Consider the following 24595-nt stretch of genomic DNA (forward strand, 5'->3'; position numbering starts at 1 on the left):
GGTAAGTCGCATGACCACACTGTTGGACAGCTACCGCGAGCACATCGTCAACGCGCACAAGCAACCGCTGTTCCTGCTGCTGGTCGGCTTCATCACGTCGTTCGTCTTCATCCGGTTCAGCGTCCGGATGATCCGCGCCCAGGTGCGCTGGTGGCCCGGCAACGTGACCCCCGGCGGCCTGCACATCCACCACATGGTGTTCGGCCTGGGCTTCCTGCTGCTCGGCGGCATCGGGGTGTTCGCGACCTACGGCGGGCAGCCATGGATGGACTGGTTCGGGCTGGCCTTCGGCATCGGCTGCGGCCTGGTGCTGGACGAGTTCGCGCTGATCCTGCACCTGGACGACGTGTACTGGAGCGAGCAGGGCCGCAAGTCGGTGGACGCGGTGATCTTCGGGATCCTGTTCACCGCCCTGCTGCTGATCGGGTACGTGCCGTTCGGCGCGCTGCCCGGCGAGGACACCAGGTGGGGCCTGATCACGGTCATCTCGGTGAACGCGCTGGCTTCGGTGATCACCCTGATCAAGGGGAAGATGTGGACCGGCCTGCTCGGGATCATGGTCCCCGGTCTGTCCTGGATCGGCGCGATCCGGCTGGCCCGGCCGAGCAGCCCCTGGGCCCGCTGGCGCTACTCCGCGCGCCCCCGCCGCCGGGCGCGCGCGCTGCGGCGCGAGCGCCTGCTGCACCGGCGCGCCGACCGGGCCCGCACCTGGCTCTTCGACCTGATCGCCGGCGCCCCCGACAAGGTGCCCGCCAACCACCCCGCCGCCCACCGGGTCGCCGAGCGGATGGCCGCCCGGGCCACCGCCCACCTCGACGCGCACGCCGCGCGGGGGCTGGCCCGCCGCCGGGCCAGGCTGGCCGACCGCCGCTCGGCGGCCGCCGCCGGCGCCACGGCCAAGCCCCCGACCGGGGACGGCCAGACGTCCACGGCCGGTCCGGTCCGCACCCACCGGGCGCAGCAGCGCCGCCGTACGGTCCGGGCCGGGCGCAGCCGGACCTACGCCGTCGGTCCGACCGGGCTGGAGCGCCGCCCCGAGCGACACCCCCGGCTGCGGACGCACACCCGCCGGGTCCGCCGGTAGTTCGTGCACCGCGGGCGTCCGGTCGGAGTCGCCTTCGGATCGGATCATCTGATGGTCACTCGACCGGCGGAGCGCTTTGCCGATGCGCAGGCCGCCGGAATTGAGAACATGACGCCATGTGACTGTTCTGTCACATGAGGGGATGATTCGTCGGACTCCTGCCGGCCGGCCGCCCGCCGCCCGTGCGCCGTGCGCCGTCCGCCGCCGCCCCCTCCGGACCCGTGAGAAGGGACGTCGCGTGGCGCGCAGGCTCCTGCCGACCCTCCTGTTGTCGCTCACCGCCCTGTTCGGGCTGCTCCCCACCGCCCAGGCCGTCGCGGCCGACGGCGATCCGGCGGTCGGCCGGGCCCGGGGCGAGGAGCCGTACCCGAGCACCGAGGCGATCGACCGCGCCCGGGCCGAGGCCGACGGCAAGGCCTCCTCGGTCGCCGTTCTGGAGACGGCGCTCACCGCCGCCCGGACCGACCTGGACCGGGCCGGGCGCAGCGCCGGACACGCCGTCGAGGCCTACAACGGCGCCCGGCTCGCCCTCACCCGGGCCCGGGCGGAGGAGAGCGCCGCCGCGCGCCGCGCCGCCGTCGCCGAGGCCGAACGGTCGGCCGCCGCCGAGGACGCCGCCCGGCTCGCCGCCGAGACGTACCGTCAGGGCGCGGGCGCCGAACTGTCCGCGCTCAACGCGCTGCTCGGCTCCCACGGCGCGCGCGAGGCCGGTGACCGCGCCGCTGCGGTCCGCCAGGCCAGCGAGCGCACCCGGCAGGTCCTGGACGCCGCCACCTCGACGGCCGCCGTCGCCCGGAGCGCCTCCGCCGCCGCCCGCACCGCCACCGGGGCAGCCGAGAAGGCCGCCGCCGAGGTCGGCGCGGCCCGGGCCCGGGCCGAGGAACGGCTGGCCGCCCAGCAGGGCGAGGTGGCCGCCGCCACCCGGCACCGCGAGCAGCTGCTCACCGAGCTGGCCGGCGCCCGGAACACCACCGTCGAGCTGGAACGCAGGCGCCGCGAGGCGCTGGAGGCGATCGCCGCCCGCGGGGCCGAGGCCGCCGCCCGAGCCGCCGCCGAGCAGGCCGCCCGGGAGGCGGAGGCCGCCGACGCCGCGGCAGCCGCCGCCAAGGCCTCCGCCGTGCCGCCGGTCGAGCCGCCCGCACCGGCGCCCGCCGTTCCGCCCGCACCGGCGTCCGCCGAGCTCTCCGCCGAGCCGTCCGCGATGCCGTCCGCCGAACCGCCGGCCGAGCGGCCGTGGTCCGCCGAGGGCGCGGCCGCGGCGGTCGCCTTCGCCAAGTCCAAGATCGGCCTGCCCTACGTCTGGGGCGGCGAGGGGCCGGGCGGCTACGACTGCTCCGGGCTGACCATGATGGCCTGGCGCGAGGGCGGCCGGCAGCTCAACCACTTCGCGGCCGACCAGTACGCCCGGAGCACCCGGATCGGCTACCGCCAGCTGCGTCCCGGGGACCTGGTCTTCTGGACGGACACCGGACAGGCCGCCGACATCTACCACGTGGGGCTCTACATCGGCGACGACCAGATGATCGAGGCCCCGCGGGCGGGCATGCCGATCAAGCAGGCCAGCCTCTGGATCATGGGCACCCCGGACTTCTACGCCCGGCCGTGAGCACCGGCCGTGAGCACCGGCCGTGAGCACCGGCCGTGAGCACCGACCGTGATCACCGAGCGCGTCATCGGTCGAGCAGGACGCCCAGTTCCTCCCGGCGGGCGCGCAGCCCGAGGCCGGTCCAGATCCAGGCCGCGCAGAGCGGGAGCGTCAGCAGGACGACCGCGACCGCCCCGCCGATCCGGCCGATGACCTCGGAGTCGCAGACCTCCTGCAGGTGGAAGCTGCCCGGCGCGTAGAAGGCCGGGGAGCCGCAGTCCCCGCCGGCCGAGGAGAGGAGCAGCCAGGCCGCCCAGAGCCAGCCGGCGACCGTCAGCGCGCCCAGCGCCTTCACGGTGGTGCTCCGGCCCTCGTACTCCTTCAGCCTGCGGAGGTACTCGTCGTCCATGGCTCCCCCCTCGGGAGATCGTCCGTCCGTCACGTGGATGAGGGCACGAGGATGGCAGGAAGGCGATCCCCGCCACCAATGTCGGTGGTCGGGGTTAGCGTGGTCGCTCGACCGTTCTGAGGAGGCGTCATGCTGCTGCGCGATGTTCGGGCGGAGGATGTCGAGGCCTACATCCGGATGCGCTGCGACCCGGTGATGATGGCCGAGCTGGGCGGGCCGTTGCCCCGGGAAAGGGTGGAGGAGCGGCTGCGCAAGGACGTGGTCGAGGCGGCGGCGGACCGCTGCTGGGTCAAGATGATCGTCCCGGACGGCTCCGGGGACGGCGAGGCCGCGGGCACGGTCAACCTCTGGTCGGGCGAGGAGGACGGCGAGACGGTCTCCGAGATCGGCTGGATGGTGCTGCCCGCCTACCAGGGCCGCGGGCTCGCCAAGCGGGCCGTCCGCCGGGTGCTGGACGCCGCGGCCGCGGACGGCCGCTGGGGCGAGGTGCACGCCAACCCCGGGGTGGCCAACGGCCCGTCCAACGGGATCTGCCGGGCGCTGGGCTTCCGGCTGCTCGGCGAGCGGGACTTGGGCTTCGCGGACCGGGTCCTGCGGACCAACCACTGGGTGGTGGTGCCGGGGGAGCACGTCGGGTCGGACACGGAATAAATCGGGTGCTGCCGCCGGGGGGCCGCCGTACCGTGGCCCCATGGGCAACAGCATCGATCACGCGACCGTCGACACCGTGGACGGGCTCCGGGTTCGGGCCGTCTCCGAGGACGAGGTGCCGGCCTGGGACCGCGCGCTGGCCCTCGGATTCCTGCGCCCGCACGTGGCGAGCGCGGCGGACGTGCGCCGTCGGCAGTGGCAGCCGGGCCGGCTGCTGGCCGGCTTCGACGGCGACCGTCAGATCGCCACCTTCCGCAGCTTCGACGCCGAGTTGACCGTCCCCGGCGGGGCCGTCATCACGGCCGACGCCATCAGCCACGTCACGGTCAGTGCCACCCACCGCCGCCGGGGCCTGCTCAGCACCATGATGCGCCGGGACCTCGCGGCCGCCGCCGGGCGCGGTACGGCCGTCGCCATCCTGATCGCCGCGGAGTACGGCATCTACGGCCGGTTCGGCTTCGGCCCGGCCACCCGCGGCGCCGGCTTCCGGGTCGACCTGCGCCGCGCCCGCGGCCTGCGCGAGGGCCTGCCGGGCGTCCCCGGCGGCCGGATCGACTTCGTCACCATGGCGGAGCTGCGCGAACTGGGCCCCGGCCTGCACGACCGCTGGCGGCGTACCCAGCCGGGCGCGATCGACCGCGACGAGCTGTGGTGGCAGCGCAGCACCGGCGAGCTCCGGGTGCCCGGCTTCGACTTCAAGGAGCCGTTCGCGGCCGTCCACCGGGACGCCGACGGCGCGGTCACCGGTCTGGTGGTCTACCGGGTCGACGACAAGTGGGACGGCGACTACCCCGACTGCACGCTCACCGTCGAGGAGTTCACCGCCCTCGACCTGCCCACCACGGTCGAGCTCTGGCGCTTCCTGTTCTCCGTCGACTGGGTGGCCCGGATCGCGGTGGCCAACGCCTCCCCGGACGACCCGCTGCCGCTGCTGCTCCGGGACCGGCGCGCGGCCACCCCGCACGAGGAGAGCTCGGACTACCTGTGGCTGCGTGTGCTGGACGTCGAGGCCGCCTTCGCCGCCCGGACGTACGCCGCCCCCGGCCGGGTGGTGCTGGAGGTCGACGACAAGCTCGGCTTCGCGTCCGGCCGTTGGGCGCTGGAGGCCGCTGCGGACGGCACCGGCCGCTGCACCCGCACCACGGACGACGCCGACCTCGCCCTCGGGGCGACGGAGTTGGGCTCGCTCTACCTCGGCGCGGAGACGGCCCCGAGACTGGCCGCTGCTGCGCTGGTCACCGAGTTGCGCCCGGGGGCGGCCGCCGCAGCGGACCTGCTGCTGCGCACTCCGCTGCAGGCCTGGAACCCGGACAACTTCTGAGCCGCATCGATCACCCCCGATCCGCCGGGACGCGACATCCCGGGAATCCGGCGGGACGCGACGGAGGCCGGCCCCGCCGTGGGGCCGGCCTCCGTCGTGGGGCCGGCCTCCGTCGTCTCCGATTCGCCTCCGTCGGCCGCTACTTGACGGCCGTCTTGCCGATGGTCGGCAGGATGAAGTCCTGGATCAGGCCCTTGGCGTCCCGGACGATCGGCCGGAAGACCCGGTAGCGCGACAGGTTGATCACCCGGGCCGCCAGCGGCGTGGAGCGCCGGACGAACTCCCTGGTCCGCTCGGTGTCCGGGGTGCGGTCGAAGACCCAGTAGAGCACCACGATCATCAGGTGCAGCCACAGCACGTCGGGCAGTAGCTCGACCAGTTCGGCGTCCAGCTTGGGCGCCAGTTCCGAGCCCTGCAGGACCTCGCGGAACAGTGCGACCGCCGTGGCCCGGGCCGGGTGGGACTCGTTGGAGAACGGGCTCAGCGAACTGGTCGGGTCGGCGGCGGTGCGGAAGAACTGCGCGGAGAACTCGTGGTACGGCGCGGCGGTGTCGAGCCAGGAGGTGAGCGCGATCTGCAGCCGCTCGGAGAAGTCCCGGGTGTGGGCCATGCGACGCCTGGCGTCCTCCGCGTGGTCGTAGGTCATCCGGTCGTAGAACCCCTGGATCAGGAATTCCTTCGCCGAGAAGTAGTAGTAGGCGTTGCCCACCGACACGCCCGCCTCGGTGGCGATGGCGCGCATGGTGGTCTTCTCGTAGCCCCGCTCCTGGAACAGCCGCATGGCCGTCTCCAGGATCAGCGCCCGGGTCGCCTCACTCTTGTCGGTCTTCGGCTGCGCCCGGCCGCCGGGCATGGGCCCGCCCTCCGTGCCGGGCGCGGCCGAGTCCTCGGCCGTACCGTTCTCGCCGTCCGTTCGGTTCGTCGCTGCCAGGTCGTCCACGGGAACGAGCCTAGCCGGAGACCAGGTTCCAGCCGGTGTCGGTGTTCGTGGCACCGGGTGTCCCCTCCGTACCCGGTGCCACGACCACCACCCCCCGTGATTCGAACACGTTCAAAAGGTTGGCAGAACTGTAGACGCTTCGGTTGAACATGTTCAACTCCATCTGTGTGGGAGGGTGGTCACATGATCAGGGCAGGAGAGGTCGTCATCCGGCGCGGCGGGACGCAGGACTCGGAGTCGATCGCCGAGCTGCACGCCCACAGTTGGCGTACCGCCTACCTGGGGATCGTCCCGGAGGAGGCGCTCGGCGACGGGATGGTCGGCCAGCGGCGCGAACTGTGGGAGCTGCGCCTGGACGCGGACTACGGCGAGCCGGAGAACACGCCCGAACTGCTGGTGGCCGAAACTGACGGGGAGCCGGCCGGGTTCGTCTACCTCGTCCCGCAGCCGGACGGCCGGGTGCTGATCGACAACCTGCACGTGCGCCCCGGTCTGACCGGTGGCGGCATCGGCCGCGTGCTGCTGGCTGCGGCCCGTGCCTTCGTCGCCGAGCGCCACCCCGGGGCGGAGCTGTTCCTGGAGGTGCTGCGCGACAACACCCGCGCGATCGCCTTCTACGAGCGCGAGGGCGCCGTGCGGGTCCGGGCGCAGGAGGGTGTCTTCCCGGGCGGCTTCCTGCTGCCCGAGTACGTGTACGCCTGGCCGGGTCGGTCGGAGTCGTAGCCGGGCCGCCGGAGACAGGGGCGGAGTTCGGGAGTTCAGGGACGGGGCTCAGGGTCGGGAAGGGCCCCGAGCGGGGTGGTCAGTCGACGTCGTAGACGGTCACGGGCACGCCGCGCGCCGTCAGCCGGGCCGTGACCAGCGGCTCGACCTTCGCCCAGCGCCCGCCCGCCAGTCCGCAGCCGATCCGCGGCATGTGGACGGAGGCGCCGAGCCCGAGCGCGTGCTCGGCCAGGGCGGCCAGCCCGGTGTCGATCGCCTCGTACCGGACCGGCACCCCGGAGGAGCGCCCCGTCCGGATGCCGCGTTGGCCGACCAGGTTGGCCACCCAGACGTACGGCTCGACCTGCACCAACTGCAGGGCGCCGAGGCCGAAGTCGTTCTTCGCCCGCTCCCGGTGCCAGCGTCGGAACGCGGCCTCGGGCTCGGGCCAGCGTCTGGAGAGCGCGAGCACGAAGCCCTTGCCCCAGCCGCCGAGATCGTTGCAGACGTGCGCGATCACCTTCACGCCCTTGCCGAGGGGCGTGGTGGCATCGCCTCGGACGTAGGTGATTTCCGCCATGACTCGAAGTTAGACGGAGGCACTGACAACCCGCTCGGGATTTTTCGTCGCGGCGTCAGCCGCGCGACCCGGAGTCGCGCCCTCCGGGGCCGAGTCCTCCGGAGCCGCCGTCGACGGCCGGGCTGTCCGCAGGTGTCGCCGACCGGCGAGCGCGATCAGCAACGCGAGCCCGGCGGCCGAGGCGGGCAGCGCGTAGCCGGTGCCGGGGGCGGCGTGCTCGGCGATCGTTCCGGCGAGCGCCGCGCCGGCCGAGATGCCGACCACGATGCCGGACACCGCCATCGCCATCCCCTCGTTGAACTGCCGCTGCGGCAGCAGCTCCTGGACCAGCGTCATCCCGGTCACCATGGTCGGCGCGGTGGCCGTGCCGGCCGCGAACAGCACCACCCCGAGCACGCCGAGCCCGGCCCCGCCCAGCCCGGCGGCGAGCGGCAGCAGCAGCACCCCGACCATCGCCGACGCCCCCGCCAGGAAGCGCGTGCCCGGCGCCCGGCGCGGCGTCAGCAACCCGAACAGCAGCCCCGCCACACAGGATCCCGCCGCGACCAGGCCCAGCAGCGCGCCGGCCGCCGCCTTGTGCCCCAGCGCGTCGGCGTACGCCACGGTGGTGATCTCGGTCGCGCCGAAGACCATGCCGGTCGCCAGGAAGGTCAGCACCAGGACGCGCAGCCCGGGCACCCGCAGCGGAGAGCCGTGCCGCTGCCCGGCCGGCGTCCGCCGCGCGGTCGTGGCGGGGGGCAGCGGCGGTTCGGTGCGCCGCTGGGCGGCGAACAGCAGGGCGCCGGCGGTGCCGAGCGTGCCGGCGGTGACCAGCCCGGCCTCCGGGGCGAGCGTGGTGCAGAGCAGCATCGCGAGCACCGGCCCGGCCATGAAGCAGAGTTCGTCCAGTGCCTGTTCGAAGGAGTTGGCCAGGTGCCGGGCGGCCGGGTCGTCCCGGTACAGGTGCGCCCACCGGGAGCGGGCCATGCCGCCGAGGTTGGGCGTGGCGGCGCAGGCCGCGGAGCAGAGGTACAGCGTCCAGTCCGGCGCGCCGAACCGGACGCAGAGCAGCAGCCCGGTGAGCGGGACGGCGTTGTACAGCGCGGCCGGCACCGTCACCCGCGCCTGCCCGTACCGGTCCACGAGCCGTCCGATCAGCGGCATCCCGATCGCGCCGGTGACCAGTCCGGCCGCGGAGACCGTCCCGGCCAGCCCGTACGAGCCGCGCCGCTCGGAGAGCAGCACCACCAGCGAGACGCCGGTCATCGACAGCGCGACCCGGCCGAACAGCCCGGCCAGGGTGAAGGCGGCGGCGCCGGGGGCCGCGAACAGCCGCCGGTAGGAGGTACGGGCGGGGCGGGGACCGGCGGGGACGGCGCGCGGGGGCAATCGGGCTCCTGAACAGGAAGAAGGGGGGATGCCCCACAGCCTCGCGGCAGCGGACGGGCGCCGTCCAACACCTGTTCCGCCGCACTGACAACACGCTGTTGTTAATCTGCCGCCCATGCCCCGTGACCTGCACCCCCGCCTGCTCCGCGGCTTCGTCGCGACCGCCGAGGCCCTGCACTTCGGCCGGGCCGCCGAGCGGCTGCACATCGCCCAGCAGGCGCTCAGCCGGGACATCCGCGCACTGGAGGGGCTGCTCGGCACCGCGCTGTTCACCCGGACCACCCGCAGCGTCGACCTCACCCCGGCCGGACAGCGACTGCTGCCCCGGGTCCGCCGGCTCCTCGCCCTGCACGACGAGATCCTCGCCGACGCCGGCGGAGGCACCGCGGCCCGGCCGCTGCTGCTCGACCTCAACAGCGACGTCACCGGCCCGGACCTCACCGCGGACCGGGTGCTCGAACGGGCCCGCGCCGTCTGGCCCGAGGGCGAGTTGCTGGCCCGCTTCCACGGCGGCCTGGCCGCGGCCGCCGCCGAACTGCTGGCCCACCGGCTGGACGCCTCGTTCGGCCGGTTCGCCGGGCTGCCCGCCCCGGTGCGCGGCCGACTCGTCCAGCTGCCGGTCCGGTTGGAACGGGTCTCGGTGATGATGGCGGACACCCATCCGCTGGCCGACCGCCCGGCACTGCGCCCGGCCGACCTGGTCGGGCACCCCGTCGACATCTGCGCGGGCAACCCGGCCACCACCGAGTGGGCCGACCTCGGCGCCCGGCTGCTGCGCGAACACGGCCTGACGGCGGCGGACCCGTACGTCCCGCCGGTCGGCGTGGACGAGACCGCCCGCTACCTCGCCCGGCACGGCGATCCGATGCTGACCACGGTCGGCGGGCCGAGGATCCCCGGCACGGTGAACGTGCCGCTGGTGGACCCGGTGCCGCTGAGCCTGGTCAGCCTGGTGCACCGGCCCGACGAGCACCACCCGGGGCTGCGCGCGCTGGCCGACGCGGCCGCCCGACTGGGCGCGGTCGAGGGCTGGCTGCGCCGCCCGCCGGGCAGCTGGCTGCCGGACGCCGACGCGGCGCTGCTCCCGGCCGGGTGACGCGGCTCGGCCTGTCGCGGGGAGCCGGCCCGCGCCGGATCCGACCGGGACACGGGGGCCGGCGGGCACGAGGGAGTCGGCAGGGGCACGGGGGCACGGGCCCCGACCGGGACAAGGGAACCGCCCCTGCCTCGGGGGGAGGGGCAGGGGCGGCGTACGGGGGCGGGCTGGGCCCGCCGGTGGGGGCCCGGGTCAGGCGGCCTTGACGGCGGAGATGTCGAAGTTGAGCTTGACCTTCTCGCCGATCAGCACGCCGCCGGTCTCCAGCGCCGCGTTGTAGGTCAGCCCGAACTCGGTGCGGTCGACGACGGCCTTGCCCTCGAAGCCGACCCGCTCGGCGCCGTAGGCGTCGGTGGCGCTGCCGGTGTACTCCAGGTCCAGGACGACCGGGCGGGTGGTGCCCTTGATGGTGAGCTCGCCGGTCATCCGGTAGGCGTGGTCGCCGAGCGGCTCGGCGGAGGTGCTGCGGAAGCGGATCTCCGGGTGGGCGTCGGCGGCGAAGAAGTCGCCGGTGCGCAGGTGCTCGTCGCGCTGGGTCTGGTTGGTGTCGATGCTGGCGACCTTGATCACCAGGTCGGCCGAGGAGTTGTGCGGCGTGGTGCCGTCCAGGTGCAGCTTGCCGTCGTACTCGGTGAAGCGGCCCTTGACGTTGGTCACCATGGCGTGGCGCACCGAGAAGCCGATCTCGCTGTGCGTGGTGTCGACCGCCCAGTCGCCGGTGAGGTGGGCGAGGTCGGTGCCGGCCGGGGTCTGGACAGCGGCGGCGGTGGCGGGAACGGCGGTCTTGGTGCGGTTGAAAAGGCCCATGGCTCCTCCTCGGGTCCGAAGCCATTTGTTTAGGCTTCAACTTGTTGGCTCCAGCGTAGGGCAGTTTCGTTCAACTTTCAACCATGAGTCTCGGGCGAGTCCCGGACTTCATCCGAACGGCCCAGCGGACCGGCTCTGTCAGCCCTCCCGACTAGGCTGCGAAGGACGGTCCCCACCCGCCCGGAAGGCCCCCGATGTTCGTCCTGCACGCGCTCTGGCGGACGGACGGGCAGCTGGCGCTCTGGGCCGAGGACGCCCGCGCCCACCCCGGCACCGCCCACCCCGGCACCGCCCACCCCGGCACCGCCCACCCCGGTGCCGCCGCCCACCCCGGCACCGCCGAGTCGCCGCCCGACCGGCCCCTCCCGCGCGCCCACCCGTACGCCTGCCCGCCCGGCGAACTGGCCGCCGTGCTCGGCGGCATCGGCCCCGGCCTCGGCTGGCTCGCCGGACAGGCCCCCGAGCGCTGGGCCACCCTGCTGCTGCCCACCGTCGGCTCGGCCCCCGCGCCCTCGCCCGACCTGCCCGTCACCCCGCCGCGCGGCGGTGCGGTGCTCGCCCCCTGGCGGGTGCCGGCCCTGCTCTTCGACGCCGGCGCCGCCGCCCAGCTGCTCGGCGAGGTCTTCGACCCGCACTGGGCCGTCACCAGCACCGACCTGGCCGGTGCCGGGCGCGTCGAGGTCGTCCACGGCCCCTCACTGCGCTGGCTCACCGGGGTGCACGACCTCGCCTGGCGGGCGGTCGGCCGGGGCCGGGTGCTGCCGCTGCCCGTCCTGGCCGACAGCCGCCCGCAGGCCCGCTGGCGGCCCGACCCCACCCCGGCCGGGCGCCGCGAGGCCGCCGCGCTCGCCGCCGGTTGCCCGCCCGTCCTGCTGGGGGAGTGGCCGCACGGCGCCGGCACCGGAGAGGCACTGCTGGGTGCCGCGCTGGGTGCGCTGGTGGACGCCGAGGCCCGCGCCGCCCTGGCCTCCGCGCCGCCCCTCCTCCCGGGCAAGGGCGGGACGGCCCCCCGGGAAGCCGTCGCCGAGCGCTGGCTGCACGCCCTCACCACCCCCGACGGCCTTCTCGGCGACGTCCCGGCCGAGGGCTTCGCCGAGCTGCGCCGCCGGGTCGCCGCCTGGTACGCCGCCGCCGAGCCCACCGACCCCGCGCTGCGGCTCTGCTTCCGCCTGGTCGAGCCGCTCGGCCCCGACCCCGACGACCCCGCGGGCAGCCCCTCCGACGACGCCTGGCGGCTGGAGTTCCTGCTCCAGGCGGTGGACGAGCCGTCCCTGCTGGTCCGCGCCGCGGACCTGCACGAGGGCGGGGCCGCGCACGCCGCCCTCGCCCGCAAGGCCGACGACCCGGCCGACGTCCTGGTCGCCGAACTCGCCCGCGCCGCCCACCGCTGGCCCGCCCTGGACGCCCTGCGCCACCGCTCCCGCCCGTCCGCGCTGCCGCTGGACCGGGCGGGCGCACTGGACTTCCTGCGCACCGGCGCGCCCGAACTCGCCGAGGGCGGCTTCGGTGTGCTGCTGCCCGCCTGGTGGCGCCGCCGCCCCCGGCTCGGGCTCGCCCTGCGCGCCACCACCCCACCCGCGCCCGGCTCGCTCGCGGTCTCCGCCCAGGTCGACCGGGACACCGTGGTCGCCTTCCGCTGGCAGGCCGCGCTCGGCCCGGACGGCGCCCCGCTCACCGAGCAGGAGCTGGCCGAACTGGCCGCCGCCAAGCAGGGGCTGGTGCGGGTGCGCGGCACCTGGCTGGAGGCCGACCCGGCCCAGATCGCCGCCGCGCTCGCCTTCCTCGCCGACCGGCGCGACGGCGTGCCCGCCACCGCCGACGTCCTGCGGCTCGCCCTCGACCCGCAGGCCTCGGTCGCCGGGCTGCCGGTCGTGTCCGTGCAGCTCGACGGCCCGCTCGGCGACCTGCTCGCCGGGCGCGCCGACGCCGCGCCCGCACCGGTGCTGCCACCGGACTTCCGGGCCGTGCTGCGCCCGTACCAGGAGCGCGGGCTGGCCTGGCTGCGGACGATGTCCGGGCTGGGCCTCGGCGCCGTCCTGGCCGACGACATGGGGCTCGGCAAGACCGTCCAGACCCTCGCCCTGCTGGCCGTCGAGCAGGCCGAGCAAGCCGAGCGGGCCGGGCGGGCCGAGCAGGCCGAGCCGTCCGGGGGCAGCGCCGGCCCCACCCTGCTGGTCTGCCCGATGTCCCTGGTCGGCAACTGGCAGCGCGAGGCCGAGCGCTTCGCCCCCTCCCTGCGGCGGTACGTCCACCACGGCGCCGGCCGCCTGGGCGCCGGGCAACTCGCCGACGCCGTACGGTCCGCGGACCTCGTCATCACCACCTACGGGCTGGTCCAGCGCGACCTAGCCGCCCTGCGGGCGATCCGCTGGCGCCGGGTGGTCGCCGACGAGGCCCAGCACATCAAGAACACCGGCACCGCGCAGTCCCGGGCGATCCGCGCCCTGCCCGTCACCCGCCACCGGATCGCGCTCACCGGCACCCCGGTGGAGAACCGGCTCTCCGAACTGCACGCCGTCCTGGACTTCGCCAACCCCGGTCTGCTCGGCCCGGCCGAGCGCTTCAAGGAGCGCTACGCGATCCCGGTCGAGCTGCACCGCAGCCCCGAGCGCACCACCGAACTCCGGCGCCGCACCGCGCCGTTCGTGCTGCGGCGGCTCAAGTCCGACCCGGCGGTGGCGGCCGAGCTGCCCGCGAAGCAGGAGATGACCGTCTGGTGCAACCTCACCGCCGAGCAGGCCGGCCTCTACCAGGCCGTGGTCGCCGACCTGCTGCGCCGGGTCGAGGGGATCCGGGGCGTGGAGCGGCGCGGCACGGTGCTGGCGGCGATCGGCAAGCTCAAGCAGGTCTGCAACCATCCGGCCCAACTGCTGCACGACGGCTCGGCGTTGGGCGAGCGCTCGGGCAAGGTCGCCCGGCTGGCCGAGCTGCTGGAGGAGGCGTCGGCCGAGGGTGACCGGACGCTGGTCTTCACCCAGTACGCCGAGTTCGGTGCGATGCTCCGCCCGTACCTGGAGCGCCGGCTCGGCGAGGAGGTGCTCTACCTGCACGGCGGTGTGCCCCGGGCGCGTCGCGAGGAGTTGGTCGAGCGCTTCCAATCCCCGGACGGGCCGCAGGTGTTCCTGCTCTCGCTGCGGGCCGGCGGCACCGGTCTCAACCTGACCGCCGCCAACCAGGTGATCCACGTGGACCGCTGGTGGAACCCGGCGGTCGAGGAGCAGGCCACCGACCGCGCCTTCCGGATCGGCCAGCGCCGGGACGTCCAGGTCCGCCGACTGGTCTGCGTCGGCACCGTCGAGGAGCGGATCGACGAACTCCTCACCGCCAAAAGGTCGTTGGCCGAGACGGTGGTGGGGGAGGGGGAGCACTGGCTCACCGACCTGCCGACCGACGCGCTGCGCGAACTGGTCGCCCTCGCCCGGGAGGACGCCGTGGCCGAGGACGACGCCCCGGCCCTCGACGTTCCGGCCCTGGGCGCCGCAGCCCTGGGCGCCCCGGCCCGGGGCGCCGCAGCTCGGGACAGCGCAGCCCGGGGTTCCGTGACCGAGGAGGACGCGTGACCGAGCAGCCGGCCCCCGTGGTCAACGTCGCCGCCTACTGGCGCGGCGACTTCACCCTGAACCCGGCCCCTCCCGAGGACGGCCCGGACCGGCCGGACGAGCCCTCGCCGCGCCGGCTCGGCCGCTCCGGCATCACCGTCCACGGCCGGGACCTCGCCGTCCTGCTCGCCCCCGCGTACGAGGCCTTCCGGGACTGAGGGCCGCCGCTACCGTGCGGTAACGTCCCGGGGGTGACCGACAGCAACGACACCCGGCCGTCCGGCGGCCGGCCGGCCGACACCCGGCTGGCCGACTTCGAGCGGCACCGGCGGATGGTCTTCGGCATCGCCTACCGGATGCTCGGCAGCGTCGCCGACGCCGAGGACCTCGTCCAGGACACCTGGCTGCGCTGGAGCCGGGTCACCGGCGAGGTCGCCAGCCCCGGCGGCTTCCTGGCCCGTACGGTCACCAACCTCGCCCTCAACCGGCTGGACTCGGCCGTCGTCCGCCGCGAGTCCTACGTCGGCCCGTGGCTGCCCGAGCCGCTGGTCGCCGAGCCGGACGCGACCGACGGCGTCGAGCGGGCCGAGACCGTGTCGCTCGCCCTGCTGGTGGTGCTGGAGAGCCTGTCCCCGCTGGAGCGGGCGGTGTTCGTCCTCAAGGAGGCCTTCGGCTTCTCCTACCAGGAGATCGGCGAGGCCCTGGACCGCACCGAGACCGCCTGCCGGCAGGTCGGCAGCCGGGCCCGGGCGCACGTCCGCGCCCGCCGGCCCCGCTACGACGCCCCGCCCGAGCTGCGCCGGCGCGCCACCGACCGGTTCCTGGCGGCCTGCGTCGGCGGCGACCTCAACCGGATGCTGGAACTGCTCGCCCCGGACGTCACCACCTGGAGCGACGGCGGCGGCGTCATCCGCGCCGCGCTGCGCCCGGTCACCGGTGCCGAGAACGTGGCCCGCTTCACCCTCGGCGTGCTCCGCCAGCTGGGCGAGGACGCCGCCGTGCACCCGGTCCTGGTCAACGGCGAGCCCGGCCTGCTGGTCACCGTGGACGGCGCGGTCGACTCCGTCTCGGTGTTCGACTTCGTCGCGGGGACGGACGGCACGCTCCTGATCTCCGCGATCCGCGCCGTCCGCAACCCGCAGAAGCTGACCCACCTGGCCGTCCCCGGCACCGGCGCCGAGCGGGCTTGACCCTCGACCAGGTCGAGCCCGCAGAGTCACCGGTATGGAGAGCGAGCTGCACAGCATCGGCGAGCTGGCCCGCGCCAGCGGCCTCGGCGTCGGCACCCTGCGCTACTACGACGGTGCCGAGGTGCTCGCGCCCGCCTGGGTCGACCCGCAGACCGGCTACCGCTGGTACCGGCCGGGCCAGCTCGCCGACGCCCGGCTGCTGGCCCGGCTGCGCCGGGTCGGCCTGCCGCTGGCCGGCATCCGCGCCGTGCTCGGCGCCGCACCCGGCAGCGGCGACGCCCGCCGGGTGCTCGACGCGCACCTGCGCCGGCTGGAGGACGGCCTTGCCGACGCCCGCCGCGAGCTCTCCCTGATCCGCGCGATGATCGACCAGAGGGAGCAGCCGATGACCACCGACCCCGCCGACCACCGCTCCACCGCCCCAAGTTCCACCACCCCGGGCCCCGCCGCCCCGCGCCTCACCGTCCCGGCCGGTGCGCTGGCCGCCGCCCTGGACGCGGTCCGCTTCGCAGTCGGCGGCGATCCCGAGCTGCCCTCCCTCGCCGGGGTGTTGTTCGAGCCGGACGGCCCGGTACTGCGCCTGGTCGCCACCGACCGCTACCGGATGGCCTTCGCCGAGGTGCCCGCCTCCGGCGACGTGCCGGAGGAGCCCGTGGCCGGCACGATCGTCCCCACCCCACTGGTGGACGCGCTGCGCGCCCTGCTGGGCCCGGGGGACGCCGAGGTCGCGCTCACCCTCGGCGGCGGCCTGGTCCGCGCCGAGACGGGCGGGCACCGCATCGAGGGCGCCGCCCCGGACCTCGACTATCCCGACCACCGGGCCGTCACCAGGTTCGAACCGGAGCACCGGATCACCCTCCCCGCCGCCGACCTGCGCGCCGCCGTCGAGGCCGGGGCCACGCGGACCCTGCCCTCCGGCCCGCACGGCGCCGAGTGCGAGGTCACCGTCCTCACCCTGACCGGTGACGGCCGGCTGGCCGTCGCCGACGATGACGCCCCCGAGGGGTTCCGGGTGGCCGTCAACCGGGACTTCCTCCTCGACGCACTGGACGCCGGGCGCCCCGAGCAGCTCCGGCTCGAACTCGGCGGCCCCATCGCCCCGCTGGCGATCCGCACCCCAGGCCGGGAGGGCACCTTCTCCGTCCTGATGCCCATCCGGCTCCCCGAGCCCGCCTGACCGGTCCGGTCAGGCTCTGCATGCGTGCCTGCCTGCCCGGTCGGGGGCGCCCGGCCGGACCGGTCCGGCCGCGCGGAGCTCTGAGAGGATCGCCGCATGAGCCAGCGCACCGGTCGCCCCGGGTCCGAGGTCCACGTCCCCGCCCCCGGCGGAGGCCGGATGTGGGCGGCGCGCGACGGCTCCGGCAGCCCGGTGGTGCTGCTGCACGGCTCCGGCATGGATTCCCGGCTGTGGGACGCCGTCCTCCCGGAACTCGCCCGACACCACGACGTGATCCGCTACGACGCCCGCGGGCTGGGCCGCTCGACCGAGCCGGAGCGGCCGTTCGACGACGTCGAGGACCTGCGCACCGTCCTGGACCACTTCGGCCTGGCGAGCGCCGCGCTGGTCGGCCTCAGCATGGGCGGGGAGACGGCGCTGGACTTCGCCCTCGCCCATCCGGGCCGGGTGACCGCCCTGGCGCTGGTCGGCGCCTCGGTCAGCGGCCACGACTGGCCAGCGTCGCCCGGGACCACCGCCTACGCCGAGGCCCGCCGACGGGGCGACGCGGCGGCCCTGGCCGAACTGGAGCTGTCCGTCTGGGCCGCCATGGGCCGGACGGCGCCGGGCGGCGAGCTGATCGCGGCGATGGTCGAGGAGAACGCGGCCCGCCGCATCGTCAGCGAGCGCCACCTGACCGGCGCGCCCGAGCGGTCCGCGGAGTCCCGCCTCGGCGAGGTCGGCGCCCCCACCCTGGTCGTCCACGGGTACCGGGACCACCCCGAGATCGCGGCGATCGCCGAGCGGCTCGCCGCCGACATCCCGGGCGCCCGGGGCCACCTCGTCCCGGCCGCCGACCACTACCTCCCGCTGCGCACCCCCGAACGGCTCACCGAGCTGCTGCTCGCCCACCTGTCCTGACCGGCCCGCCGGCCCGACACGTTTGCTCGCGCTAGCACCCTGCTTGCATTTGCAAGCAGGGTGCTGCACGCTGTCCGCATGGCCTCACTCAACGTCGGCTCGCTCGGCGAGTACATCCGGGAGCAGCGCCGCAGCGCGCAGTACTCGCTGCGGCAGCTGGCGGAGGCCGCCGGCGTGTCCAACCCGTACCTCAGCCAGATCGAGCGCGGGCTGCGCAAACCGAGCGCGGAGATCCTGCAGCAGATCGCCAAGGCGCTGCGGATCTCGGCGGAGACGCTGTACGTCCAGGCCGGGATCCTGGAGGAGCGGCGGGGTGAGGGCCTGGAACTGCGGGCCTCGATCCTGGCCGATCCGCTGATCAACGAGCAGCAGAAGCAGGCGCTGCTCGCGGTCTACGACGCCTTCCTCAAGGAGAACGCCGCTCCGGTCCCCGGTGCGACGACCGACGGCTCAGCCACCCAGAACACCCACCGGGAGGACCGGTAACCATGCCGATCACCGACGAGATCAAGAAGACCCTCAGCGACCCGACCCCGCTGTACGCCCTGGCCGGCGCCGGCGACCTCGCGTACGAGAAGCTGCGCGAGGTGCCGGGCAAGGTCGAGGCGCTGGCGGCGGACCGCAAGGGCACCCAGGAGAAGGCCGGTGCCAGGCTCCAGGAGGCGCAGTCACTGCTGATCGGGGCTCCGGCCAAGGTCGGCGAAGCCGTCAACGCCCTGCCCACCGACCTCAAGGCCCTGCAGGAGCGCGCCCAGGGCTTCGCCCTGCAGCAGGTGGGCCGCGCGGTCGAGCTGGCGGTGAAGGCCAAGGAGACGTACGACGAGCTGGCCGAGCGCGGCAAGGTCGTGGTGGAGAAGGCCCGCCCGGCCGCGCCGGCCGAGGCCGCCGAACCGGCCGCGCAGCCGGTGCAGGACGAGCCGGTCGTCGAGGCCGAACCGGTGGCGGACGGGGCCGCCGAGCCGGCGCCGAAGAAGTCCGCCCGGGCTCGCAAGTCCGTCGCCGCCGACGCGGAGTGAGCACGGCCCTCCACGGAGGGCACATCCGGTGGCCACGGAACGTTGACACCCGCGCGGGTGGCCGCCGTGCCAGGATGGACGGCGGTCGTGACGCCGGAATCGAGAGACTGAGGAGATCGTGATGGTCGGAGTGCTCCAGATTCTGGCCTTTTCCTACCTGAACCCGATCTGGTGGGCCACGATCGCCATCCTGGCCTACAAGTTGTTCGCCCTGGTCGACGCGGCCACCCGCCGGGAGGACGCGTACCGGGCGGCGGACAAGAAGACCAAGGGGTTCTGGGTCGCGATCCTCGCGATCTCCTTCGGCTGGGACTTCCTGTTCGGGGTGAACTTCTTCACCGGCATCGGCACGCTGGCCGGTCTGGTCGCCTCGATCGTCTACGTGGTGGACGTCCGCCCCGCGATCCGGGCGCTGACCGGTGGCGGCGGCCGGGGCGGCCGGAGCAACACCGGCCCGTACGGCCCCTGGTAGGCCGGAAAGCGACAACGCAGCGGCCCGGGCGGGGAGTTCACCCGCCCGGGCCGCTGCGTGTCCGGTGCCCCGTCGGTCCGCCGGTCTGCCGGTCCGTCGAGCTGCCGGCCTGTCGATCTGTCGGTCCGTCAGCCGAGGATCAGCTGCACCGGGTTGCGCTCCAGCAGCAGCACCGCGACGTCGTCGGTCAGTGCGCCGCCGTTCAGCTCCTCGACCTCGGCGATGGCGCTGTCGACCAGCCGCCCCCTGGTCAGCCCGGCGGCCTGGTGGTCGCCGACCAGCCCGGCGAGCCCGTCCTGTCCCAGCCGGCGGGAGCCGGCCCCGACCCGGCCCTCGATCAGGCCGTCGGTGTAGAGCAACAGCCGCCAGCCGGGCCGGAGTTCGACCTCGTGGGCGGGCCAGGCGGCCTGCCCGTCGTGGCACGGCAGCAGGCCGAGCGCGGGCCCGGCGAGGTCGGCGGGCAGGGTGACCGGCTCGTGGTCGCGGCCGAGGAGCAGCGGGGCCGGGTGCCCGGCGAGGTAGAGCCGGGCCGTCTCGCCGGTGCCGAGCGAGTCGAGCGCGCTGTCGGAGCCGCCCGGTGCGATGACGAGCATGCAGAGCGTCGCGAAGATCTCGTCGCTGCGCCGCTCGTGCTCCAGCACGTGCTGGAGGGTGGTGAGCAGGGTCTCGCCGGTGAGGCCGGCGAAGACCAGGGTGCGCCACGCTATCCGGAGGGCGACGCCGAGCGCGGCCTCGTCCGGGCCGTGCCCGCAGACGTCGCCGATCACGACGTGGACGGTGCCGTCGTCGGTGCGCACGGCGTCGTAGAAGTCGCCGCCGAGCAGGGCGCGGCGGCGGCCGGGGCGGTAGCGCCGGGTGAAGGAGAGGCCGGCGCCGTCCAGCAGCGGGGTGGGCAGCAGGTGGCGCTGGAGGCGGGCGTTCTCCTGGCCGCGCAGCTCGGCCTCGACGAGGCGTCGCTGCGACTCGTCGGCGCGCTTGCGCTCGACGGCGTAGCGCAGGGCGCGGGCCAGCAGCGGGCCGTCCGTCTCGTGCTTGATCAGGAAGTCCTGGGCGCCGGCGGCGACGGCGGCCGCGCCGAGTTCGGCCCCGGCCGCGTCGGTGAGCACCACGACGGGGATGTGCGGGGCCCGGCGGAGCAGTTCGTGCAGGCCCTCCAGTCCGTCGGAGGAGTCGGACGGGTGCGGCAGGTCGGCCGGTGCGGCGAGGTCGAGCAGCACGCAGCCGAACTCGGGGCCGCGGGAGCGGCCGCGCCGGTTCGCGAGCGCGGGCCGGGCCAGCTGGGCGATGGCCTGGTCGAGCCCGCGGGCCCAGTGGATCTCGATCGAGGTGCCGCTGTCGGCCGCCGCCGCCTTGATCAGCTGGGCGTCCGAGGCGTCGTCCTCGATGACCAGCAGCCGCAGCGGCGCGGCGCCGTCGGCGGGGCCCTCCGGGCCCGGTGCGGGGGCCACCTCGGCGATGTGGGAGGGGTGGGCGGCGTGCGCGGCCCGGAGCGCCTGCGAGCGGGGGTGAGGTATCGGGGGAGCCGTCACCGGGCCGGTCGTGGCCGGGCGTTTGCGGGCATGGCCGACGGGGGCGCCGTGGGCGCCCGGCAGGTCCGCGGCACCAGGTGCCCGCCCGTCTCCCGTTGCGGGCATCGGTGGTTCCTCCCTTTCCCCGACTGCGTAACGGTCGACGTCCGTCCGCAGTGCCCGGCTGGCACCGTGCGTCGGGGAACTTCTCGCGACCATAACGTGATCTCCGGGGATTTCTTCGGCCGACCGGCGCCGTTGTGGTTATTGCCACGCCGGTGGCGGTGTGGTGATCGGACTCGGACGACGGCTCGGATGCCCGGTGCGGCGGCTGCCGCGCGGGGCGGAGAAGGGGGCAGACGGTGGTGACACGGATCACCCTGGTCGAGGGTGACATCACGGAACAGCAGGTGGACGCGGTGGTGAACGCCGCGAACTCGTCCCTCCTGGGAGGTGGCGGGGTGGACGGTGCGATCCACCGCCGGGGCGGGCCGCAGATCCTGGAGGAGTGCCGCCGGCTGCGCGCCTCGCACTGGGGCAAGGGGCTGCCCACCGGGCGCGCGGTGGCGACGACGGCCGGACGGCTGCCCGCCCGGTGGGTGGTGCACACCGTCGGGCCGGTGTACCGGGCGGAGGAGTACGAGGAGCGGGCGGAGCTGCTGGCCTCCTGCTATCGCGAGTCGCTGCGCGTCGCGGCGGAGCTGGGCGCGCGCACGGTGGCCTTCCCGGCCGTGTCGGCCGGGATCTACGGCTGGCCGCCGGCGGACGCGGCCCGGATCGCGCTGGGCACCGTCGCGGAGGTGCTGGACAGCGGTGACGCGGAGGCGGGCGCGCAGCCGGTGGAGGCGCGGTTCGTGCTGTTCGGGTCGGACATGTACGAGGTGTTCGAGCGGGCCCGGCGGGAGCTGCTCGGGCGGGACGACTGACGGCTGACGGCGGGGCGTGGTGCGCACCGGGCGGCGTGTGGTGTCGCCGCTCGGTCGGGTCCATCGTGGCGTGACGAGGCGTCAACACGCCAGAGATATTCGATAACTCGTTCGAGTGAATGTATCGGGTCGCTCACCAGCTCCCGCCGGCACCGCGGCCCCACGCCCACACCCACCACCGCGACCGCGGCCGCCACCACCGCGACCGCCACGGGCAGCCGCGGTGCCTACGGGGCGAGCGCCGACCAGGGCACCGTGACCTCGCCCTGCCGCCACCGCCCGCGCGCGTCCACCAGCGGCCAGCTGCCCGCGAGCGCCGTGCAGGCCGCCACCCAGCGCTGCCGGGCCCCGAACGCCCCGTACGGCGCGGCCGCCGCCCAGGCCCGGTCGAAGTCGGCCAGGAAGGCGTGCACCGGCCGGCCCGGCACGTTGTGGTGGATCAGCGCCTTCGGCAGCCGCTCGGCGAGGTCGGAGGGCTGCCCGAGGCCGCCGAGCCGGGCCGCGAAGGTCACCGTCCGGGGCCCCTCGGGGCCGAGCGCGACCCAGACGTGCCGCCGCCCGATCTCGTCGCAGGTGCCCTCGACCAGCAGGCCGTCCGGAGCGAGCCGCGCGCACAGCCGCTCCCAGACCCCGGCCACCGCCGCCTCGTCGTACTGCCGCAGCACGTTGGCCGCCCGGATCAGCCGGGCGGGCGCGCCGTCCAGCGGCACCTCGAAGCCGCCGCGCCGGAAGGTGAGCAGCGGCGGCTCGGCGTACGGCAGCGCGGCCGCGACCCGCTCCGGCTCGATCTCGATCCCGACCACCCGGACGTCCGGCCGCACCGCGCGCAGCCGGGCGGCCAGCTCGACGGCCGTCCACGGCGCGGCGCCGTAGCCGAGGTCCACCGCCACCGGCGGGAGCGCGGCGGCGCGCAGCGTGCGGCCCAGGGTGTGGGCGATCCAGCGGTCCATCCGGCGCAGCCGGTTGGTGTTGGTGGTGCCCCGGGTGACGGTCCCCACCGGGCGCCCGGTCCGCCCGCGGGAGGGCGCGGCGGTCGCGGGGTCGAAGGAGGCAGCCATGCCCAGAAGGGTAGTCGGGGCCCGGCGGCACCGTGCTGACCTGGGGTGATGCCGGTCCGTTCGGCCGGCCGGACGGTCCGGTGATGCTCGTGGGCCGAAGCGGGAATGCCGGGCGCCGCCCGCGTGGTTGGCACACTGGTGGTGATGTGTGCCCGGACGGGGCAGCGCACACCGGACAACGGGCGGCCCGGCGCGGACCGCTTAGACGGGCCGCACAGAGGAGGCTTCAGCCAGGTGATCCAGCACCCCGTCCGTTCGGTACGCCGTGCCCAGTCCGCCGTGCCCGCGCGCGGCCGGCTCCAGTCGCTCGTCCCGGGCCGCCGCAGGCCGCGCCGGATAGCCATGCTCAGCGTCCACACCTCGCCGCTGCACCAGCCCGGCACCGGGGACGCCGGCGGGATGAACGTCTACATCGTCGAGCTGGCCAAGCGCCTGGCCGACCTCAACATCGAGGTCGAGGTGTTCACCCGGGCGATCTGCTCGGACGACGCCCCGACGGTCGAGCTGGCGCCGGGCGTGCTGGTCCGCCACGTCACCGCCGGGCCGTACGAGGGCCTGGTCAAGGAGGACCTGCCGGCCCAGCTCTGCGCCTTCACCCACGGGGTGCTGCGCACGGAGGCGGGCCACCGCCCCGGCCACTACGACCTGGTGCACTCGCACTACTGGCTCTCCGGCCAGGTCGGCTGGCTGGCCGCGCAGCGCTGGGGCGTCCCGCTGGTGCACACGATGCACACCATGGCGAAGGTCAAGAACGCCGCGCTGGCCGAGGGTGACACGCCCGAGCCCGTGGCCCGGGTGATCGGCGAGACCCAGGTGGTGGAGGCGGCCGACCGGCTGATCGCCAACACCACCGAGGAGGCCGCCGAGCTGGCGCTGCACTACTCCGCCCGGCCGGACCAGCTGGCCGTCGTCCACCCCGGGGTCAACCTGGACGTCTTCCGCCCCGCCGGCGCCGCGGCGCCGGCCGCCGCCCGGGCCCGACTGGGCCTGCCGCAGGACGCCGCCGTGCTGCTCTTCGCCGGCCGGATCCAGCCGCTCAAGGCCCCGGACGTGCTGCTGCGGGCGGTCGCCGCGCTGCTGGCCCGCCGCCCCGAACTGCGCGAGCGCCTGGTGGTGCCGGTCGTCGGCGGGCCGTCCGGCACGGGGCTCGCCCGGCCGGAGAGCCTGCACAAGCTCGCCGCCCAGCTCGGCATCTCCGACGTGGTGCGCTTCCACCCGCCGGTCGGCCAGGAGCGGCTCGCCGAGTGGTACCGCGCGGCGACGGCCCTGGTGATGCCCTCGTACAGCGAGTCCTTCGGCCTGGTGGCGCTGGAGGCCCAGGCCTGCGGCACCCCGGTGGTGGCGGCCGCGGTCGGCGGCCTGCCGGTCGCCGTGCGGGAGGGCGAGACCGGCAGCCTGGTGCGCGGCCACGACCCGCTGGAGTGGTCGCACGCGCTGGAGCCGTACGTCACCGATCCGGCGCTGGTGGCCCGGCGCGGTGCGGCGGCGGCCCGGCACGCGGCGGGCTTCGGCTGGGACACCGCCGCCGCGACCACCGCCGAGGTGTACGCCGGCAGCCTGGCCCGCCCGGCCGGTCGGCTGGCCGCCGCCCGGCGCCGGCTCACCTGAGACTGGGCCCGCCCGGACTGGCTCACCTGAGGCTGCGTCCGCCCGGACTGGCTCACCTGAGGCTGCGCCCGCCCGGTACCGGCGAGTAACGTCACCTTCATGGCAATCCGCACCAAGGACGAGGCCCTGACCCTCCTGCGCACCGCCCTGGACGACGCCGGGGTGGCCTGGGAGCCGGCCGCCACCGACCCGTACACGCTGGTGGCGACCCTCCCGGGCACCCGGAAGCTGAGCACCACCTGCGCCCTGCGGGTCGGTGACCACACCCTGTCGGTGAACGCCTTCGTGGTCCGCCGCCCGGACGAGAACCACGAGGCCGTCTACCGCTGGCTCCTGGAGCGCAACACCAAGCTGTACGGCGTGGCCTACGCGGTCGACGCGCTCGGCGACGTCTACCTGGCGGGCCGGCTGCCGCTGGAGGCGCTCACCCCGGTGGTGGTGGACCGGCTGCTGGGGACGGTGCTGGAGAACGCCGACGAGCCCTTCAACACGCTGCTGGAGCTGGGCTTCGCCTCGGCGATCCGGCGCGAGTGGGAGTGGCGCACCAAGCGCGGGGAGTCCACCCGCAACCTGGCCGCCTTCGCCCACCTTGCCGCCCCGGACACCCGGGACGGCGCTCCGGGCTCCGCCCCGGCCGCCGGCTGACGGCGGGTCGGCC

Annotated in this window: 24 protein-coding genes; 17 read left to right on the forward strand and 7 right to left on the reverse strand. The window is 75.3% G+C overall.

The genetic code is table 11. The features are described from left to right. Positions 1-10: 10 nt before the first annotated feature. Together ACIRST_RS16525 and ACIRST_RS16530 are read left to right on the forward strand one after the other, a co-directional pair. The gene (locus ACIRST_RS16525) at positions 11-1084 is read left to right on the forward strand and encodes a hypothetical protein (protein ID WP_350521707.1); all 1074 of its coding nucleotides are present in this window, start codon (positions 11-13) and stop codon (positions 1082-1084) included. Positions 1085-1322: 238 nt separating this feature from the next. Next, positions 1323-2690, forward strand: coding sequence for a C40 family peptidase (locus ACIRST_RS16530; protein WP_402802878.1), 1368 nt, complete (start codon positions 1323-1325; stop codon positions 2688-2690). A 64-nt stretch (positions 2691-2754) separates the two neighbouring features. Here ACIRST_RS16530 and ACIRST_RS16535 read toward each other — a convergent pair whose 3' ends face one another. Beyond that, positions 2755-3078 (reverse strand): hypothetical protein, encoded by a 324-nt coding sequence (locus ACIRST_RS16535; protein ID WP_350521705.1) that lies wholly within the window; start codon positions 3076-3078, stop codon positions 2755-2757. Between the two features lie 129 nt (positions 3079-3207). Here ACIRST_RS16535 and ACIRST_RS16540 point away from each other — a divergent pair, with 129 nt between their 5' ends. Next, positions 3208-3729, forward strand: a complete 522-nt coding sequence (locus tag ACIRST_RS16540; protein ID WP_350521704.1) for a GNAT family N-acetyltransferase — start codon at positions 3208-3210, stop codon at positions 3727-3729. Positions 3730-3769: 40 nt separating this feature from the next. Next, on the forward strand, positions 3770-5050 hold the full coding sequence (locus tag ACIRST_RS16545; protein WP_350521703.1) for a GNAT family N-acetyltransferase: 1281 nt from the start codon (positions 3770-3772) through the stop codon (positions 5048-5050). Between the two features lie 139 nt (positions 5051-5189). Here the strand turns inward: ACIRST_RS16545 and ACIRST_RS16550 are convergent, their stop codons facing one another. Continuing rightward, positions 5190-5990 carry a TetR family transcriptional regulator gene (locus ACIRST_RS16550; RefSeq protein ID WP_350521702.1) on the reverse strand — a complete coding sequence of 267 codons (801 nt, stop codon included), beginning with the start codon at positions 5988-5990 and terminating at the stop codon, positions 5190-5192. A gap of 183 nt (positions 5991-6173) precedes the next feature. Here ACIRST_RS16550 and ACIRST_RS16555 point away from each other — a divergent pair, with 183 nt between their 5' ends. Further along, positions 6174-6713, forward strand: coding sequence for a GNAT family N-acetyltransferase (locus ACIRST_RS16555; RefSeq protein WP_402802879.1), 540 nt, complete (start codon positions 6174-6176; stop codon positions 6711-6713). A 79-nt stretch (positions 6714-6792) separates the two neighbouring features. Here the strand turns inward: ACIRST_RS16555 and ACIRST_RS16560 are convergent, their stop codons facing one another. After that, entirely contained in the window at positions 6793-7272 is a 480-nt protein-coding gene (locus tag ACIRST_RS16560) for a macro domain-containing protein (protein WP_402802880.1), read from the reverse strand. 9 nt (positions 7273-7281) lie between these two features. Next, on the reverse strand, positions 7282-8640 hold the full coding sequence (locus tag ACIRST_RS16565; protein WP_402802881.1) for an MFS transporter: 1359 nt from the start codon (positions 8638-8640) through the stop codon (positions 7282-7284). 115 nt (positions 8641-8755) lie between these two features. Between ACIRST_RS16565 and ACIRST_RS16570 the strand changes: the two genes are divergently transcribed. Beyond that, positions 8756-9736 (forward strand): LysR family transcriptional regulator, encoded by a 981-nt coding sequence (locus tag ACIRST_RS16570; protein WP_402802882.1) that lies wholly within the window; start codon positions 8756-8758, stop codon positions 9734-9736. 192 nt (positions 9737-9928) lie between these two features. Here the strand turns inward: ACIRST_RS16570 and ACIRST_RS16575 are convergent, their stop codons facing one another. Continuing rightward, complete coding sequence (locus ACIRST_RS16575; RefSeq protein WP_350521697.1) at positions 9929-10543, reverse strand: YceI family protein; 615 nt, start codon at positions 10541-10543, stop codon at positions 9929-9931. A 194-nt stretch (positions 10544-10737) separates the two neighbouring features. Between ACIRST_RS16575 and ACIRST_RS16580 the strand changes: the two genes are divergently transcribed. From ACIRST_RS16580 to ACIRST_RS16615, 8 genes are all read left to right on the forward strand, one after another. After that, complete coding sequence (locus ACIRST_RS16580) at positions 10738-14103, forward strand: SNF2-related protein (RefSeq protein ID WP_402802883.1); 3366 nt, start codon at positions 10738-10740, stop codon at positions 14101-14103. Continuing rightward, complete coding sequence (locus tag ACIRST_RS16585) at positions 14100-14300, forward strand: hypothetical protein (RefSeq protein WP_402802884.1); 201 nt, start codon at positions 14100-14102, stop codon at positions 14298-14300. Before ACIRST_RS16580 ends, ACIRST_RS16585 begins: the two co-directional genes overlap by 4 nt. Positions 14301-14414: 114 nt before the next feature. Continuing rightward, on the forward strand, positions 14415-15272 hold the full coding sequence (sigJ, locus tag ACIRST_RS16590) for an RNA polymerase sigma factor SigJ (protein WP_402802903.1): 858 nt from the start codon (positions 14415-14417) through the stop codon (positions 15270-15272). Between the two features lie 34 nt (positions 15273-15306). Further along, positions 15307-16449 (forward strand): MerR family transcriptional regulator, encoded by a 1143-nt coding sequence (locus ACIRST_RS16595; protein ID WP_402802885.1) that lies wholly within the window; start codon positions 15307-15309, stop codon positions 16447-16449. Between the two features lie 96 nt (positions 16450-16545). After that, positions 16546-17349 carry an alpha/beta fold hydrolase gene (locus ACIRST_RS16600; RefSeq protein ID WP_402802886.1) on the forward strand — a complete coding sequence of 268 codons (804 nt, stop codon included), beginning with the start codon at positions 16546-16548 and terminating at the stop codon, positions 17347-17349. A gap of 78 nt (positions 17350-17427) precedes the next feature. Then, positions 17428-17835, forward strand: coding sequence for a helix-turn-helix domain-containing protein (locus ACIRST_RS16605; protein WP_396544817.1), 408 nt, complete (start codon positions 17428-17430; stop codon positions 17833-17835). A gap of 2 nt (positions 17836-17837) precedes the next feature. Further along, a complete protein-coding gene (locus tag ACIRST_RS16610; protein ID WP_402802887.1) occupies positions 17838-18365 on the forward strand; it encodes a hypothetical protein in 528 nt (175 codons plus the stop codon). A gap of 121 nt (positions 18366-18486) precedes the next feature. Then, positions 18487-18837, forward strand: coding sequence for a DUF2516 family protein (locus ACIRST_RS16615; protein ID WP_350521690.1), 351 nt, complete (start codon positions 18487-18489; stop codon positions 18835-18837). A 128-nt stretch (positions 18838-18965) separates the two neighbouring features. On the opposite strand, the gene ACIRST_RS16620 is transcribed toward ACIRST_RS16615, so the two are convergent. Next, positions 18966-20471, reverse strand: a complete 1506-nt coding sequence (locus ACIRST_RS16620) for a SpoIIE family protein phosphatase (protein ID WP_350521689.1) — start codon at positions 20469-20471, stop codon at positions 18966-18968. Between the two features lie 239 nt (positions 20472-20710). Between ACIRST_RS16620 and ACIRST_RS16625 the strand changes: the two genes are divergently transcribed. After that, positions 20711-21271, forward strand: coding sequence for an O-acetyl-ADP-ribose deacetylase (locus ACIRST_RS16625; protein WP_402802888.1), 561 nt, complete (start codon positions 20711-20713; stop codon positions 21269-21271). Positions 21272-21498: 227 nt separating this feature from the next. On the opposite strand, the gene ACIRST_RS16630 is transcribed toward ACIRST_RS16625, so the two are convergent. Beyond that, complete coding sequence (locus ACIRST_RS16630; protein ID WP_402802889.1) at positions 21499-22329, reverse strand: class I SAM-dependent methyltransferase; 831 nt, start codon at positions 22327-22329, stop codon at positions 21499-21501. A 237-nt stretch (positions 22330-22566) separates the two neighbouring features. Here ACIRST_RS16630 and mshA point away from each other — a divergent pair, with 237 nt between their 5' ends. Both mshA and ACIRST_RS16640 read left to right on the forward strand, forming a co-directional pair. After that, positions 22567-23937 (forward strand): D-inositol-3-phosphate glycosyltransferase, encoded by a 1371-nt coding sequence (gene mshA, locus ACIRST_RS16635; RefSeq protein WP_396545225.1) that lies wholly within the window; start codon positions 22567-22569, stop codon positions 23935-23937. A 99-nt stretch (positions 23938-24036) separates the two neighbouring features. Next, positions 24037-24582, forward strand: a complete 546-nt coding sequence (locus ACIRST_RS16640) for a YbjN domain-containing protein (protein WP_402802890.1) — start codon at positions 24037-24039, stop codon at positions 24580-24582. Positions 24583-24595 lie beyond the last annotated feature (13 nt).

The organism is Kitasatospora sp. NPDC101447, from assembly GCF_044767225.1.
In the GTDB taxonomy this organism is placed as follows: domain Bacteria; phylum Actinomycetota; class Actinomycetes; order Streptomycetales; family Streptomycetaceae; genus Kitasatospora.